Source organism: Burkholderia sp. ABCPW 111 (genome assembly GCF_000773065.1).
Classification (GTDB): Bacteria; Pseudomonadota; Gammaproteobacteria; order Burkholderiales; family Burkholderiaceae; genus Burkholderia; species Burkholderia savannae.
The window spans coordinates 24,112-41,538 of sequence record NZ_JPWT01000002.1 but is presented as its reverse complement, the minus strand read 5'-3'; the positions used below and the strand labels follow the sequence as shown (position 1 = coordinate 41,538).

The window sequence follows — 17,427 nt, the reverse complement described above, 5'->3', positions numbered from 1 at the left end:
TCAACCTCCGTAAGCGCGCCGCGCGCGTTGCGCGACGACGCGTTCCATCATTTTTTCGAGCTCGCGCAGCGACAGGTTCAGCGCGCGGCCAACCTGCTCGCCAACGCTCGCGCCCGAGCCGCCCTGCACCGTGATGTTCGGCGCGAAGTGAATCGACACGCCGTTCGCCGCGCCCGCGCCTGCCATGCCCGCCGCGTGCGCGCCGGCGAGCGGCAGGCCGGCGCGCGCGGCGTCGATGCGCTTCAGCGAGGCGGCGGCCGCCGTCTGCGTCGCCATGCTCGCGGCCGCGCGCGCGGGCAGCTCGGCCGCGCCCCGGACGCCGAGCGCCGCGCCTTGCGCGATGTTCTCGCCGTAGCCCATGAAGACGCGCGACGGCGAATGAATGCCGAGCACGCTCGCGAACCACGATTTCATCGACCCGGCAAAGCCGACCACCGCCGCCTTCGCCGCGCCGAACCGCTCGTTCAAGCCGTTCAGCAAGCCTTCGACGATGGCGCGGCCGATCGACATGAATCGCTCGGGCAGCGCCTTGAGGCCGTCCCACAGCGCCGTGAGCCTGTCGCGCGCGATGGCGACGAACCTCGTGAGGACCGGGCCGATGCGGTTCCAGTTGCGGTAGATCAGATAGCCCGCGACCGCGATGCCTGTCAGCACGAGGCCGATCGGCGTCGTCACCATCGCGCGGCCGACCCACAGCAGCGCGCGGCCCGCCGTCATCAGCCCGCGCGCGAGGCCGCTCCCGAGCACACGGCCGGCCGTCGCGCCGGCGCGCGCGAGCGTGGTCAGCGAGCCGAGCGCGCCCGCGCCGAGACTGCGCGCGAAACCGAGCACGCGGCCGCCCGCCGCGAGCATCGAGCGGCCCGCGCCGAGCGCGATCGCGCGCGCGCGGTTGAGGCCCGCGGCGAGCTTGTCCGCCGCGCCCGCGTTCATGCCGCCGAGCTGGAACAGCGTCGACAGCCTCGCGCCGCCGCGCAGCAGCGAGCGCAGCAGCGTCCACTTCGCCGCGAGCGTCGACAGCGCGGTGCCGAGCGCGTTGAGCGGCGTCTTCACGAGCACGTTCATCGCGAGGCCCGCGCCGAGCGTCGCGCCGCGCATCGCGATCGACGCGGCCGCGAGACCGACGACGCCGCGAATCGCATTCGGATGCGCGGCCGCGAACACGCCGACCTGAGCGACCATCGGCGACAGCAGGTTCATCACGTCGGTCAGCGGCGGCAGCAGCGTGCGGCCGACCGTCTCGCCAAGGCCGTCGATCTGCGTCTGCAGATTGCCCCATGCGGCGCTCGCCGTCTGGATTCGGCGCGCGTAGTCTTCGTCGAGCGCGCCCGCCGCCTGCTCGCCGCCCATCGCCTGCTTGTTCGCCTGGTACTTGCCCCAGTTCTCGCGCATCGCGAGCAGGTGATCGACCGCGCGCGTGTCCTGAAACAGCTCGCTCATCCCGAAGCGCTCGATCAGCTTGCGCTGCGCGCCGACGTCGCCGCGCGCGCCGGCGCGCTTCCATTCGCTGGCGAAACCTTCGCCGCGCGACGCGATGAACTTGCGCGCGATCTCGAGCGACGCCTCGTACTCCGAATAACCGGCGCCAACGATGTTCGCCATCGATTTCCTGTAATCGACGCCGGCCTTCTCGTACGCCTTCGCGGTCGATGGCGAGGTCATCTGCTCGAGCCACGCCTGCATGTTCGCCGCGGCGTCCTCGCCGGACGCCGCGCCCTCGCGGCCCACTGCGAGGCTCGCGACGATCTGCGACAGCGCCTGCTGCCCGGTCACGCCCTGCGCGGCGAACGACGACGCGAGATCCGGCATCGCCTTCACGACGTCGGCGAGCTTCATGTGGCCGAGCCCGCCGCCGTATGCGGCGCGGCTGAACGCGTCCTTCAGCGCGGCGTCGCCCTTGATGCCGAGCGTCTCCGACAGCGCGTACGACATGCCGGCGACGTCCTTGACGTCCGCGCCCGACGCGATCGCGACCTGGCCGAGCAGACGCGACTGACGGCCGGCTTCGGCCGCGCTCATGCCGCTGCCGATCAGCACGCCCGCGCCTTCGATCAGCGCGCCGTGCTTCGCGCCGGTCGCGCGCGCCGCGTCGCGGATCGCGTCGCCGAGCTTCCGCTCGTCGGCGCGCGACAGGCCGCCGTCGATCGCCACGCCGCGCAGCGCCGCCTGGAAATCCGCTGCACGCGTGAGTGCGCCGACGATCGGCGCGGCGATGGTCTTCGTGATTGCGGACAACTCGCCGAGCTTCGCCACGTATTGGCCGCGCTGGTCGCCGAGCGCCGCGCCGCGCGCGATTCGCGCGTCGAGCGCCGCATGGCGCGCCTGCGCCCGGTCGATCGCGCGGCCGAGCTGCTCGTACTGCGCGCGCAGCTCGCCGACGTCGCGCAGCGGATGCGCGATCGCGCGCGCCATCGCCCCGCCGAGGCGATCGTGTTTTCCACGCAGCGCGTCCGCGACGCGCCCGAGGTCTTCCAGCGTCGCCTTCGCGCTCGATAGCGCAGCGCCGACGCCGCCGGACGCCGCCGCGCCGTTTCTGATTCCGATGTAAATGTCGCTTGCCATGTCTGTCCTGCCCGTTGCGACGCGCGCGGAGATCGCCGCCCGCCGTTCGATGGTTGCCGTTCGATGGTTGCCGTTCGATGGTTACCGTTCGATGCTTGCCGTTCGATGCTTGCCGTTCGATGCTTGCCGTTCGATGCTTGCCGCTCGATGGTTACCGTTCGATGCTTGCCGCTCGATGCCTGCCGCTCGATGGTTACCGCTCGATGGTTACCGCTCGATGGTTACCGTTCGATGCTTGCCGCTCGATGCCTGCCGCTCGATGCCTGCCGCTCGATGGTTACCGTTCGATGCTTGCCGCTCGATGGTTACCGTTCGATGCTTGCCGTTCGATTCCTGCCGGTCAATGCTCGTCGCTCGATGCCCGCCGCCCGCCGCGCGGCGCCGTGCGATGCAGTGCATAGCGCTCAGCGCTGCGCGGTCTCGCCGTTCGCTACGACGCGCCCATCGCATCGTTGCGCCGCTTGATCTCCCGCTCGGCGGCGTCGATCCAGTGCCAGTAGTCGTCGAGATCGAGTTCCGCGATCTCGGACGGCTGCATCTTCAGCACCAGCAGCAGCACCTCATCGAGCGGCCTCAGCATCGCGTCCGTCGATTCGGCCGGCGCGCCCGGCTTCGCTTGCCGCGGCGCTCGCATCGATTGCGGCATCGCGCTCCTCGACCATGTCGCGAAAGGAGTCGGCGAGCTGCTTCGCATCGGCGAGATCGAGCTCGCCGATATCCTCGACGGTGAGACCCGTCAGGCGTGCGAACAGAAAATCCTCCTGTTCGCCGGCGTCGCTGCTGTATTTGGCGGCGGCGGCCATGTCCTTGCGCTTGCCGCGACGCAGCGTGAGCGTCGACACGGTTTCGCCGGTCGCGAGCTTCAGGGGGTGTTTGAGGGTGATGATCATCGTGTGCTCCGTTGGGATCGAGAGCACATTGTCGGGCGCGGCCCCGGCGAGGGCTTTTGAAGACGGCTAAAAAAAGACCCGCCGAAGCGGGTCGAACCGGAAAGGCCGGGACGTGAATCGTGGGTCGTGAATCGTCGATCGTGATTCGCGCGCCGTGAGCCGCGCGCTGCGGGCCGCAGATCGCGAGCCGCGAATTGCGGATTGCGCCGCGTGTCGGGGTGTTGATGCGGTGATGCGTCAGCGTGTCGGCGTGTCGACGTTTCGACGTTTCGACGTTTCGACGTTTCAACGTTTCAACGTTTCAACGCTTCAACGCTTCAACGCTTCAACGCTTCAACGTTCCGCGCATCGTACATCGCCCGTCGCACGCTGCGCAGCCCGCGGCGCGCATCGCACGCGCCGCGAGCCGCCCGCCGCACTCAACCGCCGATATTCGCGCGGAAGTCCGACAGCATGTCAACGCCGTCGACGCGGAAGATGTTCGCGAGATAGTCGAGCTCGAGCACTTCCTGCCCGTCGATCACCTGCTTCACGTAGGTCGCGCCGAACGACGAGCTGAAATCCGCGTTCTCGTGCTGCTTGAACGTGCCGAGCGGATTCTTCTTGAACATCACGGTCAGGTACGTGACGAGGCTCACTTCCTGCACGCGGCCCTGCGCGCCGTACGTCTCGATGTTCGAGCGGCACTGAAGCTGCACGGCCCGGAACGGGTTCGCCATCGCGCGCGCGACGTCGGCGTAAAGCGAGTTCCACTTGATCTCGCCTTCGAGCTTGTCGAGCCCGCCCGGCAGCTCGACCTTGCCGATCATGCCGAGCGCCTTGTGCTCGGCCATGATCGCCTGGATATCCGGCAGCTTGATTTCCTCGGCCTTGCCGAGCATCGAGTTGCCGTTCACGTAGACGTTCGCGTTCGTGATGCGATTGATCTTGATGCCGCCTGCCATGTCAGTTGCCTCCCTTCAGCGTGAGCAGATATTCCGAGGTGATCTCGGTTTCGTACGTGAGGCGCTCGAGCGGGGGCGGCACCGTGTACTTGTAGTTGATCAGAAGATGGCCCGCCGACAGTTCCTCCTTCGGGTTGCGCGCCGGATCGAACCACGCCTTGAAGCCGAGCAGCGCGCCGTCGCCGATCAGCTTGCGGCCGAAGCCGTTCACCGATTCGACGAGCGAATCGATGAGCGCCTGGTCGATCGGCATGTCGATGTACTGCTGGCTGAAATAGCGCAGCGACTCGTTGATCACGTCGCCCGTGCGGCGCACGTTCTCGAAGTTGCGCATGTGCGTGACGGTCGGCCACGCGGCGGTGCGGTTGCCCCACAGGCGCAGGCCCGAGCCGTACGAGTTGAACACGGTCGTGATCCCCTGCTCGTTCAGCAGATTCACTTCGGACTGCGGATCGTCGATCATCGCCGACAGCGGGCGCTCCACGCCCGTCACGCCGACGAGCTGCTGGTTCGAGCTCGACCACCAGTAGCCCTTGTCGAGATCGACGCGCGCGCGCAGCGCCGCCGCGCGCGACGACAGCGGCTCGAGGCGCTCGGCGTTGGCCGCCGGATCGTAGACCTTCACGTGCGGGTAGCAGAGGCGCACGCGCTCGCTCGACGTGTTGAAGTTGATCGAGCCGGCCGGGCCGCGGCCCGCCAGCGCCTGCGCGAACGTCGTGCCGACGGGCGCGTCGACATACGCGATCGCGCCGAGCTGGCCCGCCGTCGCCTCGAGCTCCGCCGCGACCGAGTTCTGCGTGCAGTAGCCGGGCGCGATCAGGATCTTCGCGAAATAGCCGAACAGGTTGTACGTGTCCTTCAGCGCCTTCATGCCGGTGCGGATGCCCGCCGCGTTGACCGCGCCGATGATGTCGGCCGCCGTCACCTTGGTCGGATCGGCGTACTCGTAGGCGGCCTTCGCGGTCGCCGCGCCCGCCGGGATCGCGCCCGTCTTCAGTCGCGTGATCACGCCCGTCACCGGGTCGAGCGAGAAATCGACGCCGGCTGCGTACGTCGTGTTGCCGTTCTCGCTCTTCAGAACGAGGTTCGACGCGGCCGGGTGGGCGAGCGTCGCGCGGCCGGTCGCCGCGTCGAACGTCACGCCCTCGGCGTCGATCACGCTCTTGTGGAGCTTCGGATCGAGCACGTTGATCACGATCACCGTGCCCGCGCCGTAGTCGTAGACGGCGTCGAGCGCCTGCGGGATCGTGAAGCCCGCGAGCTGCGGGCCGAACTGCGCGCCGTCGCGGTCGGACAGCGACTGGATCGGCTTGTTCACGGGGCCCGTCGGCGCGGTGCCGATCAGGCCGATCACGGCGGATTTGACGACCTTCACCGGCCGCGAGCCGTTTTCGGTCTCGATGGTTTCGACGCCATGCAGATAATTTGCCGCCATCGTTTTATGCTCCCTTCGATGCCGCACCGTTCGACGCGGCTTGCGGTTGGTCGTCCGCGACGCGTTCGCGCGCGGGCTCGTCGTGCGCCGCGACCGGGCGCAGATGGCCCAGCGCGAGCAGCGTCTTCGTGTATTCGTGCTGCTCGGGCAGCTCGACCGGCGCGCCCGGATGCAGCATCGCTTCACGGATTTCCGTGCCGTCTTGCAGCGAGACGCCGCTGATCGGGCCGCTGTACAGGTACTTCATGGTTTCTCCTCGTAGGTAACTTCGGTCAACAACGGGCCGTCGACCGGCTCGGCCTCCTCGACGATCACCGCATCGGCGGCGAACTCGATCGCATAGCGCCACTCGCTGTCGGTGCGGCCGGCGAACCGTTCGGCGGCCGCCGCGAGCTTCTCGCCGTCGGGCAGCGCGAAGCCGACGAGCGCGCGGCGCACGCCGTCGAGCGCGTCGAGCGCGCCGCCGCGGCCGGCGAGCTGCCGGGACACGACAGTCACGGCGAACTTCGCGCGGCGCGGCTGCACGATCGCCACGGCGTCGACGCGCGTGTCGTACTCGCTGCCCGCGTAGCCGGCGAGCAGCGCGCCGACGGGATGCGTCAGCGCGTACGCATCCGGCGGCGCGGGGAAATGCTCGACGGCGAGCTCCGGCAGCGCCCGGCTCAGTCGCGCGACGAGCGCGTCGATCTTCTCTTGCGTGGTCGCCATCAGATGCGCTCCCGGCGGGTGGCGCCGCACGCGGCGACAGCGCGCCGCGACGCGCATCGCGCGATCGCGGGGGACGCCGTCGCGGCGTGGGTGTTTTGGGTTTTCTGGTGTAACGCGCGTGTGTGCGGTTGCGAGGCGGTGGGGGCCTGTGGGTGCGTTTGCGTTTGCGTTTGCACTTGCACTTGCACTTGCACTTGCACTTGCGTATGCGTATGCACTTGCGCATGCGTATGCACGTGTACTTCCACTTTCGTATGCGTACGCTTATGCGTTTGTGCTCGTGCTCGTGCTCGTGCTCGTGGTTGTGGTTGTTGTTGTGCTTGTGCTTGTGCTTGCACTTGCGTATGCAACAGCGTTCGAGCTTGCGTGTGCGCTTGCGTCAACACTTGCATGCGCGCTCGCATCGGCGCTTGCCCATGCGCCCGCATGCTGACGGGCGCGCCGCGCATCGCATGCGCGCCTGCGCAGCCGGCGCTGCCGGCCTGCGTGTCGCGATTGAAGTGGTGAGGTGCAGTAGCGTTCATGCCGCCCATCATCGGGCGGCGAGCGCTGGGGGTCTTTTAATCGGCTTTATGATTGCGCGCCGATTGCGACGGCCTCGGCGCTTCGATGACGATCCTCGCGCGCGGGACGTGGACGGCTCACCGGCAACGCGTCGATGCCTTTATAAACCTTTACGGGACGATGCGGCGGTGCCATGAAGGACATTGCGCGTCCGAGCGCTCCGGGAAGGCTCCTGCAGGGATTTTGGGTTGATGACGCGCGGCGGACTGCGGTCAATGTAGATGTCGTTTGGCCCGCGCGCAAGCATCGGCGCGCGGTCGTCGATCGACGGTCGGTGGTCGACGGTCGGTGGCTGATTGCCTGCGCTCGTCATTAGTCGATCGACGCACGATGCCTAGCGAGGCGGCTTCGCGCGGAACATTCTGCGCTCGTTGTTCGTTTTTCGTCATCTGGCGCGTGACGTTCGTTGTTGAGTGTTCGGTGTTCGGCGTTCGGCGCTCCGCGCTCGGCGCTCGGCGCTCGGCGCTCGGCGCTCGGCGTTCGGCGCTCGACGTTCGACGTTCGACGTTCGACGTTCGACGTTCGACGTTCGACGTTCGACGTTCGACGTTCGGCGTTCGGCACGCGCGCCGCCAAAGTTCGCTCCTCAGTGCGCGACGGCAAATATCCCGATACCAAAACACGGAGCACATGCCGCGACTCGCAAAGCACGGAGTACTGATCACGAATCACGAATCACTAGGCACTAAGCACAATTCACGAAGCACCCGACACGAATCCGCCACCGCCTCACCGCCCACCGTCCACCGCCCGTCACTGATTCCAATACTTGGCCGGCCGGGCGATCCCCGGCTCGCAATCGATCGTGTATTCGGCGACGTCGACGCCATAGCGCGTCAGATCGCTCCACCAGCGCCCGGACGGCTCCTTGCGCAGCCGCACGAGCACGCGATCGGCGAGGTAGTCGAGCTCCTTGCGGACTTCGATCGGCGTGACGTCCGGGTAGATCGAGCGCATCGTCGCCTGCACGACGTCCTCGGCAACCTCTTCCGGCCGCGCGTTGTACAGCGCGAGAATCAGGTGCCAGCGCAGCGTCTCGCGGCGCACCTTCGCATGATCGATGCCGAGCGGCGCGCAATGCGTCATGACATCCCCCGCAATTGCAGGTTCTCGATCTTCAAGGCGACCGCGTCGAGCTTCGCTTCGATGACGGTCTGATTGCGCACGTAATCCTCGCGCCGCACGTATTGCAACGGCAGATCCGCCTGAAACTTCAGGAAATCGCGCTCGAGGCGCGCGACGTTGTCAGTCTGACGGCCGATCTGCTCGAGCAACATTCGCAGTTGTTCCTCCTGCTTCTGATCGCGATCGGCCTGATGCCGCTCGATCTGCACGAACAACGCCTTGCCCGCCGCGGCCAGCAGCCCGACGAACGTCGCGAGCATCGACGCCAATTGCCAGAATTCCACTTGCAGCGTCACTGCCCGCTCCCCTCGAGCCAGTCGATCAATGTGTTCAGTTGTGCTTCGATGTTTCGGCTGCGTCGCGCGTTGTCGACGTGGTTGGCGAGGACGTCGTCCGCGCGTACCCCGGAGTCAGCGTCGTCGGCGGAGCCGGCCGGCGCAGCAGCTCCGGCGGCAGGATCGGCCTCGGGCAGACGGGCGGCGTCGCGGCCGGCTGCGGCGTTCCACACGCCGACAAAGCCGTCGGTAAAAACGCAGCGAGGCAGAGCCTCAGGACGCGCATCCGGCGTCGGGCGGTATTGGCGGGTGACACGGGCGATTCTCCGTTTCAATGCGTCGGCTTCGAGCGCGTGATGCGCGTTTGCGGTGAAGAGATCGGCGGCGAGGCGGTTCGCGCGCAGCGTGCCTTCGCGCTCCTGCGCGCGGGCGCGTTCGGCGGCATCGCGCAGCGCGTCGGCATGCCGGCGCTCGACGGCGGCGAGCTTCGCGTCGGCCGCGCGCGCGCCGGCGCGCTGCCCGTTGACGTAGCCCGTCGCGCCGGCGACGAGCGCGCTCGCGGCCGACGCGACGACGAGCGCGCCGAGCCCGCCGCGCGCGAACGAAATCGGCCGGCTCATGCGCAGGCTCCCGGCCCGAAGCCCGCGCCGATGTAGCGTGGCTCGAACGTGTGCAGGATCGCGCGCGGGTAGCCGCGGTTCTCGCGAAACGCAGCCGCGCCGCGGCCTGCGTTGAAACGCTCGACGTGGCCGAACCAGCGGCCGCGATTCGCGCCGCCCGCGACGGCCGCGCGTTGATCGCGATACACCCAGCCGAGCCCGCCGTTGTATGCGGACAACGTCATCGCGGCGCGCTCGCAGCGGCCTTCGGCTTCGATCCGGTCCCACAGGTAGCGGTCGTAGCGCACGAGCGCGCGGATCGACCACGACGGGTTGAACGGCTGCGCGTCGCCGAGCTCGGCGCGATAGAGGCCCGCGAGCCATTGCGTCGTGGACGGCATGAACTGCGTCATCCCCTGCGCGCCGACCGGGCTGACCGCGTCCGGACGCCATCTGCTCTCCTGATGAATCTGCGCGGCGAACGCCGACACGGGCGCGTCGAGCCCCCACACCGCGCGCGCGTTGCGCGTGAGCTCGGCGCGATAGGCGTATGCATTCGCGGGAATCTGCGCGCAGGTTGCGGCGGGCGCGCACAGCAGCGCCGCGATCAGGAACGTCGCGCGCATCGTCACAGGCCCAGCGCGACGCCGATCACGACGCCGACGACGATCAGCGCGCGGCGCAGCATCGCCGCGGCGAACACGCGCTCGTAGCCGGCGACGATCTTGTAATCGGCGCCGAGCGATTCGCCGCTCGCGCCGTGGCGCCAATCGGCCTGCAGATAGCTGTCCGGGCGCGCATACGGAAAGAGCCCGCGATCGAGCCAGTACGCGACGACGGCCGCGAGGCTCACGAGGCTCAGCTTGTAGAGCGACACGGGCAGTTGCTGCGGGGAAATCGATGCGATCGCCGCGATCAGCGCGATCGCGGCGATGACCCAGCTCGTGAGCCGAGGAAAGCGTCTGGTGAATGGCATCGGCCTCTCCCGAAAATGAACATGCCGCCATGATCGGCGGCATGTCGGGACAGGTCTTTTAATCGGCTTTATTTAGCGCGCGGCGCGTTCGGGCGAATGCGTCGCAAAGCGTTGTCGAATCGTCGCTCGATTCGATTCGCGGGAAATGCGTGTTGGGACCGCGATCCGATTCAATTCGTTCAGTTCGGCTGATTTCTTTCGTTTTCTGCTTCGGTTCGATTCTTTGGTGCGACGCTTTGGGACGATGCTTCGCTCGATGCCGTGGGTTGTTGCTGCGATTTAATGCGTCGATTTAATGCTTCGATTCGCGGTCTCGATTCTCGGTCTCGATTCTCGGTCTCGATTCTCGGTCTCGATTCACCGCCTCGATTCACCGCCTCGATTCTCGGTCTCGATTCACCGCCTCGATTCACCGCTTCACTTCGATGGGTCAGTTCGATGTTCCGGCTCATTACGCCGATTAGGCACTTCGATTCGCCGCCTCGAATCCACGCTCCGCTCCAACACCCCGATTCGGCCCGATCGTTCGCTCGTCGACGCGACGCTCAGCGCCGGTTCGGCATTTCGGTCCGCACTCGCTTCGCGCGATGGCCACCGCTACCGCCGCCATCGCCATCGCCATCGCCGACGCCGACACCAACGCCACCGCCATCACCGCCGCGCGACGCGGCTCGGCCGGAGCGTCTGCCACTCCGGCAAGCTGCCGGCGGGCGTTCGAACGCATTCGATATCCGGCGCGGACGGATTGTCGATGATGCTGCCGACCGCATACGACTTGCCTTCGAACATGCAGCCCGTCGATTCCGTGCGCAGCGCGTGCAGCGCACTCGCCGCGTCGCTCGCCTTGTAGCCGAAAAACGCGATGGCGAGCGCAGCGGCGCCGAGCACGCCGACCGCCACCTTCATGTTGAAGCGCGCCGACGCCGCGTCGCGACGGTTCGCGTCGCAGTGCGGACAAGCGGCGGGATGAACGGAGGAAAACGCATCGGGCGGCCGGCTCGGCGCGAACGCGGCGGAAGCGGCCGCGGCGGCCGAAGCCGCGAACGCGGTGGGCGCGGCGTACGCGACCGGAGCCGCGGCGCAGGCGGCGGGCGACGCCGCATGCTGCGTGACCGACTGCGCGGCCGACTGCGCGACGGCCGGCGCAACCGGCTGCGCAACGGCCTGCGCCGACGGCGGCGCGGCGGCGGGCGCTTGCTTGGCGGGCGTCTGCGTCGCGCGCCCGAGCCACTCGACGAGATACTCCTCGACGTCGATGTACGCGCCCTTCAGGATCAGCCGCGCCTTGCGCGCGCCGGCCCGCGCCAGCACCTTGCGCCACACTTCGAGCGGCTCCTCCTCGGTGACCTCGACGATGCGCTGGACGAGCTGCGCGATCATCCGCTTCTGATGCTGCGTGACGTACTCGACGCGCTCCTCGCGCTCGCCGAACTGCACGTTCACGACGTTGCTGTTCGTAATCGGCGTTCCGTGACTCACCGAATCGCCGATGTGAACCTGATCTACGTTGGCCCCGAAACTGATTTTTCTTGTTGATTCTTCGTTCATTTTTTCTTGCGTGGTGGTTTGGTGGGTGTGGTGGTTACGTTGAAAGCGTGACTCCCGCCCGCGACGGTATTGTTCTGCCCGATCGTCGCGCTGCCGAAATCGATCGCGAACTTCGGCCCCGCCTCCGGCAGCGCGCCCGCCGTCAGTGCGCCGATCGCGGCCGATTTCACCGCGAGCGGCGCGGCCCGGTACTTCTCGATCAGCTCGATCTCGTCACGGGTCAGCCCGGCGCTCGAGCGCACGCCCGTAATCACGTACTGCGCGTCCACGCCCTCGGCCGCGACGAGGTTCAGATACGCGGCGTCCGGCGTGCTCTCGCCCTTCTCGTAGGTGATCTGCGCGCGCTTCGACACACCACCCAATGCGGCGAAATCGGTCTGGCTCTTCGCCAGGCGCTCGCGCTCTTCCTTCAGCCGAGCGCCGATCTCTGATTTCTGCACATCAACCCCTTGCAAGGTGCAGATCTCTGCACCATAATTCATTCACACCGTCACACGACGAACGGCAATCGAGTCGGCACCTGCCCGTGCCGACGGCCCCTTGCGAGGAGCATCCATGAAACTGCGCACCGCCGCCGAAGCTCGCGCCGAGCTTCAATCGAAAGGCGTTTCGATCACCCAATGGGCGATCGCCAATCAATTTTCTCCCAATCTCGTTTTCGAGGTGCTCGGCGGCCGCAAGAAATGCATTCGCGGCCAGGCGCACGACATCGCGGTGAAGCTCGGCCTCAAGGCGGGCGAGATCTGCGCCGATCCCGCGACGGCGCTCGCGCCCATTCACCGGCGCGCCGCCGCATAACCCTTCAGCGCCAAAAGCCGCTGCGGCGGCCCGCACTCAAGCCGCGATGCGCGCGGCCGCCGCCGTGCGTCGCGCGTTGCGCTGCGTGATCCGAACCGTGCCGGCGCATGCCGCGATGGCCGTCTCATTTAATACACATCGCATGCACATTCGCCGCGCCTCGAACCGATTGCTCGCCAAATTCCGAAACGCAATGACACTCCATCACCTGAAGATTAACCGTTTTCGATTCCATTGGCTGCAAATGCGTTGCATCGATGTCAAACGAATCGATTTCGTTACGCCGATTTTCGACGCGAATGGCGCATTTCGCCCGCGGCCGCACCGCGCTAAATACGCGGCGCGGCGCGATTTCAAACGCATTTCCGATTTCGATAAAAAGCGCCAAACGATTGCCGATCGCCCGAAAGCGGCCACTGGATGCGCGGCGCGCGGTGTGATAAGCGCGAACGGCAGCGCGTCGTTCGCCGCATGGACCGCAGCGCCGACGGGAGCCGCCCGATGAGCGCCGGCACGACGACCACCACCAAATCGGCCGAGAAAGTGCTCGAAGTCCTGAACGTCCTGCTCGGCCACTTCGCGCACGGCTTGACGCCCGGCGAGCTCGCGAAGGCGACGCGCCTGTCGCCGTCGAACATCACGCGCTACGTCGCGACGCTCGAAGAAACCGGCTTCGCCGAACGCATTCCGGAGACTGGCCGCATCCGGCCTTCGGTGCGGTTCGCGCAACACGCGGTCGCGATCGCGCAGAGCTTGAACGCCGCGCGACATCGCCTCGATGAACTGGCCAGCCGCCTGGCCGCCCCACGCTAAGGAGTCCATGACAATGGCACGCAAACCTTCCGCCGTCGCGCCGCAGCCCGTCGTCGTGACGGATGCCGACACCCCCGCCCTTCCCGCAATGGCCGCGGCGTCGAACGCGCTCGCCGCGCATTCGGCCGCCGTCGCCGAGCAGTTCGGCGACGGGCTGCCGTACGAGCGCGCCCGCGTCGTCAACGAAGCGCGCTTCTACATGGCGCAGAGCGCCGAGGCGATGCTCGAAGCGGGCAAGCGCCTGATCCTTCTGAAGGAGAACGAACCGCATGGCGATTTCACGCGCATCGTCGAAGAGCAGCTCGGGCTCGCGCCGCAGGTGGCGCGGCGGATGATGCAGGCATCGGTGAAGTTTCTCGGCGCGGAGCACGGCGGCGCGAAGCGCTCAGCGCTGAGCGTTCTGGGCAAGACCAAGCTGTACGAGCTGATGGTGCTCGACGACGACGAGCTCGACGTGCTCGCCGACGGCGGCACGGTTGCGGGCCTCGCGCAGGACGACATCGACCGGATGACGACCCGCGAGCTGCGCGCCGCGCTGCGCGAAGCGCGCGAGAACGCCGACGCGCAGGCGCGCCTGCTCGCCGACAAGAACGGCAAGCTCGACGAGCTCGCCGCGAAGCTGACGAGCAAGGCGACGCACGTGAAGCGCGCGACGCCCGACGAAACGGCCGCGCAGATCCGCGGCGAGGCGAGCGCGATCGCGTTCGAGGCCGAATCGGTCGTCCGCGGCCAGCTGCGCGCGGCGTTCGACACGCTCGCGCGGCACGCGCAAACGCACGGCACGCCGCACGACGACTTCATGGCCGGCTTGCTCGGGCAGATCCAGCTCGCGCTGAATCAGCTGCGCAGCGACTTCGGCGTGAAATCGGCGGCCGACGGCGACGACATGCCGGAATGGCTGCGCGGAGCGGATGCGGATTTCGAGGGCGAGGGCTACGCCGATGCTGATGCCGATGCCGATGCCGATGCCGATGCTGATGCCAATGCCAATGCCAACGCCAACGCCAACGCCAACCCCAAAAGCGACGCCAGCATAGCCGCGCACGTCGACAGCCCCGTCGACAGCCCCGCCGTCGACTCAGCCGCCCTCTCCACCGCGCAATGACGAGGCCCCCCGCGATGAACGCCGTATTGACCGAACGCATCGTGTCCGTCGCACGAGCCGCGCGCGCGGCGGGCCACGGCAACAAGCATGCGATCTACGAAGCCGCGTGCCGCGAGCTCGGCCTGTCGCGCGCGACGCTGATGCGCAAGCTGAAGGCCGTCGCGGTGACGCCGCCGCGCAAGCGCCGCGCCGACGCAGGCCGCAGCGCGCTGACGCGCGCCGAGGCGATGACGATCTCCGCGCTGCTGATCGAATCGACGCGCAAGAACGGCAAGCGGCTGTATTCGATCGCCGACGCGGTCGAAACGCTGCGCGCGAACGGCATGATCCGCGCCGAATCGCTCGACGAATCGACGGGCGAGCTGCGCCCGCTGTCCGACAGCGCGATCCAGCGCGCACTGCGCACGTACGGCGTGCATCCGGACCAGTTGCTCGCGCCCGCGCCCGTCACCGAGCTCGCGAGCCGGCATCCGAATCACGTCTGGCAGATCGACGCGAGCCTGTGCGTGCTGTATTACCTGAAGCCCGCCGCCGATCCGCGCGCGAACGGCCTGCGCGTGATGGATCATTCGGCGTTCTACAAAAATAAGCCGCGCAACGTCGCGCGCATCGCGGCCGATCGCGTGTGGAGCTACGAGATCACCGATCACGCGAGCGGCTGGATCTACGTCGAATACGTGCTCGGCGCGGAGTCCGGCGAGAACCTGTGCTCGACGCTCATCAACGCGATGCAGGAACGCGGCGGCGCCGACTTGATGCACGGCGTGCCGCGCTTCCTGATGCTCGATGCAGGCGCCGCGAACACCGCCGCGATGACGCGCAACCTGTGCCGCGCGCTCGGCATCGAACTCGTCGTCCACAAGGTCGGCAACGCACGTGCGACGGGGCAAGTCGAGAACGCGCGCAACCTCATCGAACGCAAGTTCGAGCCGGGCCTGAAGTTTCAGCCGGTCAACAGCCTCGACGAACTCAACGCGCTCGCCAGGCGCTGGCGAATGCATTTCAACGCGACCGCGACGCACGGCCGGCACGGCTCGACGCGCAGCCACGCGTGGCTGCGGATCACCGCGCGGCAGCTCGTCAACGCGCCTTCGCTCGACATCTGCCGCGAGCTCGCGGTCGCCGCGCCGGAGAGCCGCAAGGTCACGCCGAAGCTGCGCGTGTCGTTGCGCGGCGTCGAGTACGACGTGTCGGCGGTGCCGGGCGTGATGGTGGGCGAGAAGCTGATGGTCACGCGCAACCCGTGGCGCGACGACGCCGCGCAAATCGTGCTGACCGGCGACGACGGCCGCGAGACGTACTTCGTCGTGCCCGAAGTCGCGCGCGACGCGCTCGGCTTCGCAACCGATGCGGCCGTGATCGGCGAATCGTTCCGGCGCCATGCCGATACGCCCGCGCAGCGCGCGGTCGACGAGATCGAGCGGCTCGTGTCCGGAGCGCACACCCGCGCCGACGCGAAAGCGCGGCGCCGCGCGAAGGCGCTGCCGTTCGGCGGCCGCCTCGATCCGTACAAGCACATCGACGACGACGCGCTCCCGACTTACCTGCCGCGTCGCGGCACCGAGCACGAACTTGCCGCGCCGCGCGTCGCGCACGCGCCGCTGTCGCTCGTCGACGCGGCGATGCGAATCAAGCCGCGCATCGAGGCCGCCGGCGCGACATGGAGCGCCGAGCGCTTCCGCTGGCTGCAGCAGCGCTTTCCGAACGGCGTTCCGCAGGACCGGCTCGATGCGATCGTCGCCGAGCTCATCGGGCCGCGCTCGGATCTGCATCAGCCGCTGCAGATCGTGCGCACCTCGGCCGGGGGGCGATGATGCTCAAGCTCAAGAACGTATTGCAGCGCATCGGCTGCAAGCAGGCCGATCTCGCCGCGCACATCGGCCTGTCGCAGGCGACGGTCGCGCAGATCGTCAACCATGGCGCGTGGCCGAAGAGTTTCAACGCCGACGCGCTGCGCCGCCGGATTCTCGACTATCTGCGCCAGCGCGGCGTGCTCGAAGCCGCACTCGCCGACGCGTTCGATTCGGCGAGCGATTCGATGCGAGACGGCATGGCCGGACACGCGGCGGCCGGCGCGGCGTTCTCCTCTTGCAACTCGTCGCGCAACTCGTCGCACTTCTCATCGCACGCTTCGTCGCGCCGTTCGCCACGCGACGACACCGATCTCAACCAGGAGGATTCGATGCTACTGCGCAAACAAGCGCTGACGCCCGCCGCGCGCAAACACTTCGGCCTGTTTCGCGATCCGTTCCAGGACGACGTTCGTTCGCACGACGACATGTACCTGAGCCCCGACATCCGCCACGTGCGCGAGGCGATGTTTCAGACTGCGAAGCATGGCGGAATGCTCGCCGTCGTCGCGGAATCCGGTGCGGGCAAGACCACGCTGATGCGCGATCTCGAAGACCGGATCACGCGCGAGAATCAGCCGGTTCTGCTCATCAAGCCGTACGTGCTCGCAATGGAGGACAGCGATCGCAAAGGCAAGACGCTGAAAGCGACGCACATTGCCGAGGCGATCGTCACGGCCGTCGCGCCGCTCGAGAAACTCAGGAGCAGCCCGCAGGCCCGCTTCGCGCAACTGCATCGCGCGCTCGAGGACAGCCACGCGGCCGGCGGCCGGCACTGCCTCGTGATCGACGAGGCGCACGCGCTGCCGATCGCGACGCTCAAGCACCTGAAGCGTTTCTTCGAACTCGAATCGGGCTTCGCGAAGCTGCTGTCGATCGTCCTGATCGGGCAGCCGGAGCTGAAAATCAAGCTGTCCGAGCGCAACCAGGATGCTCGCGAAATCGTTCAGCGATGCGAAATGATCGAGTTGCCGCCGCTCGACCGCGCGCGGCTCGACGAGTATCTGGCCTTCAAGCTTGGCCGGCTCGACAAGCGGGTTGGCGACGTGATTGACGCGGGCGGCGTCGACGCGCTGCGCGGGCGGCTGACGATCGCGAGCGACCGCCGCCGCGAGCGCGCCGACACGATCTCGCTGCTGTATCCGCTCGCGGTCGGCAATCTGCTGACCGCGGCGATGAATCTCGCGGCGGGGCTCGGCGTGCCGGTCGTCACGGCCGACGTGATCAAAGGGATCTGA

The 17,427-nt window shown here is 67.6% G+C and carries 20 protein-coding genes; 6 read left to right on the top strand and 14 right to left on the bottom strand.

Annotated features, from left to right (window positions below; genetic code table 11):
* The 14 genes from X946_RS01755 to X946_RS01690 form a co-directional block, all read right to left on the bottom strand.
* Complete coding sequence (locus X946_RS01755) at window positions 1–2,559, bottom strand: phage tail tape measure protein (RefSeq protein WP_038743422.1); 2,559 nt, start codon at window positions 2,557–2,559, stop codon at window positions 1–3.
* Between the two features lie 430 nt (window positions 2,560–2,989).
* A complete protein-coding gene (locus X946_RS35585; protein WP_162836167.1) occupies window positions 2,990–3,139 on the bottom strand; it encodes a hypothetical protein in 150 nt (49 codons plus the stop codon).
* Complete coding sequence (locus X946_RS01750) at window positions 3,120–3,449, bottom strand: phage tail assembly protein (protein WP_038743850.1); 330 nt, start codon at window positions 3,447–3,449, stop codon at window positions 3,120–3,122. Before X946_RS01750 ends, X946_RS35585 begins: the two co-directional genes overlap by 20 nt.
* A 419-nt stretch (window positions 3,450–3,868) precedes the next feature.
* On the bottom strand, window positions 3,869–4,393 hold the full coding sequence (locus tag X946_RS01745; protein WP_038743421.1) for a phage major tail tube protein: 525 nt from the start codon (window positions 4,391–4,393) through the stop codon (window positions 3,869–3,871).
* A gap of 1 nt (window position 4,394) precedes the next feature.
* Complete coding sequence (locus X946_RS01740) at window positions 4,395–5,828, bottom strand: phage tail sheath subtilisin-like domain-containing protein (protein WP_038743419.1); 1,434 nt, start codon at window positions 5,826–5,828, stop codon at window positions 4,395–4,397.
* A gap of 4 nt (window positions 5,829–5,832) precedes the next feature.
* Window positions 5,833–6,075 carry a hypothetical protein gene (locus X946_RS01735; RefSeq protein WP_038743417.1) on the bottom strand — a complete coding sequence of 81 codons (243 nt, stop codon included), beginning with the start codon at window positions 6,073–6,075 and terminating at the stop codon, window positions 5,833–5,835.
* Entirely contained in the window at window positions 6,072–6,536 is a 465-nt protein-coding gene (locus tag X946_RS01730; RefSeq protein ID WP_038743848.1) for a Gp37 family protein, read from the bottom strand. Before X946_RS01730 ends, X946_RS01735 begins: the two co-directional genes overlap by 4 nt.
* Window positions 6,537–7,853: 1,317 nt before the next feature.
* Window positions 7,854–8,186, bottom strand: a complete 333-nt coding sequence (locus tag X946_RS01720) for a hypothetical protein (RefSeq protein WP_038743414.1) — start codon at window positions 8,184–8,186, stop codon at window positions 7,854–7,856.
* Entirely contained in the window at window positions 8,183–8,521 is a 339-nt protein-coding gene (locus tag X946_RS01715; RefSeq protein ID WP_038743412.1) for a hypothetical protein, read from the bottom strand. The genes X946_RS01720 and X946_RS01715 overlap by 4 nt, the downstream gene beginning before the upstream one ends.
* The gene (locus X946_RS01710) at window positions 8,518–9,120 is read right to left on the bottom strand and encodes a hypothetical protein (protein WP_038743410.1); all 603 of its coding nucleotides are present in this window, start codon (window positions 9,118–9,120) and stop codon (window positions 8,518–8,520) included. The genes X946_RS01715 and X946_RS01710 overlap by 4 nt, the downstream gene beginning before the upstream one ends.
* Window positions 9,117–9,725: a transglycosylase SLT domain-containing protein gene (locus X946_RS01705; RefSeq protein WP_038743846.1), complete on the bottom strand. Its 609-nt coding sequence runs from the start codon at window positions 9,723–9,725 to the stop codon at window positions 9,117–9,119. Before X946_RS01705 ends, X946_RS01710 begins: the two co-directional genes overlap by 4 nt.
* Window positions 9,726–9,727: 2 nt before the next feature.
* Complete coding sequence (locus X946_RS01700) at window positions 9,728–10,075, bottom strand: putative holin (protein ID WP_038743408.1); 348 nt, start codon at window positions 10,073–10,075, stop codon at window positions 9,728–9,730.
* 651 nt (window positions 10,076–10,726) lie between these two features.
* Window positions 10,727–11,554: a hypothetical protein gene (locus X946_RS35400; protein WP_052144969.1), complete on the bottom strand. Its 828-nt coding sequence runs from the start codon at window positions 11,552–11,554 to the stop codon at window positions 10,727–10,729.
* Between the two features lie 65 nt (window positions 11,555–11,619).
* Window positions 11,620–12,078: a helix-turn-helix domain-containing protein gene (locus tag X946_RS01690; RefSeq protein ID WP_156440037.1), complete on the bottom strand. Its 459-nt coding sequence runs from the start codon at window positions 12,076–12,078 to the stop codon at window positions 11,620–11,622.
* A gap of 100 nt (window positions 12,079–12,178) precedes the next feature.
* Here X946_RS01690 and X946_RS01685 point away from each other — a divergent pair, with 100 nt between their 5' ends.
* The 6 genes from X946_RS01685 to X946_RS01660 are packed head-to-tail and all read left to right on the top strand — an operon-like array spanning window position 12,179 to window position 17,427.
* The gene (locus X946_RS01685) at window positions 12,179–12,421 is read left to right on the top strand and encodes a DNA-binding protein (RefSeq protein ID WP_038743404.1); all 243 of its coding nucleotides are present in this window, start codon (window positions 12,179–12,181) and stop codon (window positions 12,419–12,421) included.
* Window positions 12,422–12,467: 46 nt separating this feature from the next.
* Complete coding sequence (locus X946_RS34890; RefSeq protein ID WP_161788625.1) at window positions 12,468–12,926, top strand: hypothetical protein; 459 nt, start codon at window positions 12,468–12,470, stop codon at window positions 12,924–12,926.
* Entirely contained in the window at window positions 12,923–13,234 is a 312-nt protein-coding gene (locus X946_RS01675; RefSeq protein ID WP_038743842.1) for a helix-turn-helix domain-containing protein, read from the top strand. The genes X946_RS34890 and X946_RS01675 overlap by 4 nt, the downstream gene beginning before the upstream one ends.
* 13 nt (window positions 13,235–13,247) lie before the next feature.
* Window positions 13,248–14,339, top strand: coding sequence for a DUF3102 domain-containing protein (locus tag X946_RS01670; RefSeq protein WP_235363978.1), 1,092 nt, complete (start codon window positions 13,248–13,250; stop codon window positions 14,337–14,339).
* Window positions 14,340–14,353: 14 nt separating this feature from the next.
* Complete coding sequence (locus X946_RS01665) at window positions 14,354–16,153, top strand: DDE-type integrase/transposase/recombinase (RefSeq protein WP_038743401.1); 1,800 nt, start codon at window positions 14,354–14,356, stop codon at window positions 16,151–16,153.
* Window positions 16,150–17,427, top strand: a complete 1,278-nt coding sequence (locus X946_RS01660; RefSeq protein ID WP_152611601.1) for an ExeA family protein — start codon at window positions 16,150–16,152, stop codon at window positions 17,425–17,427. The genes X946_RS01665 and X946_RS01660 overlap by 4 nt, the downstream gene beginning before the upstream one ends.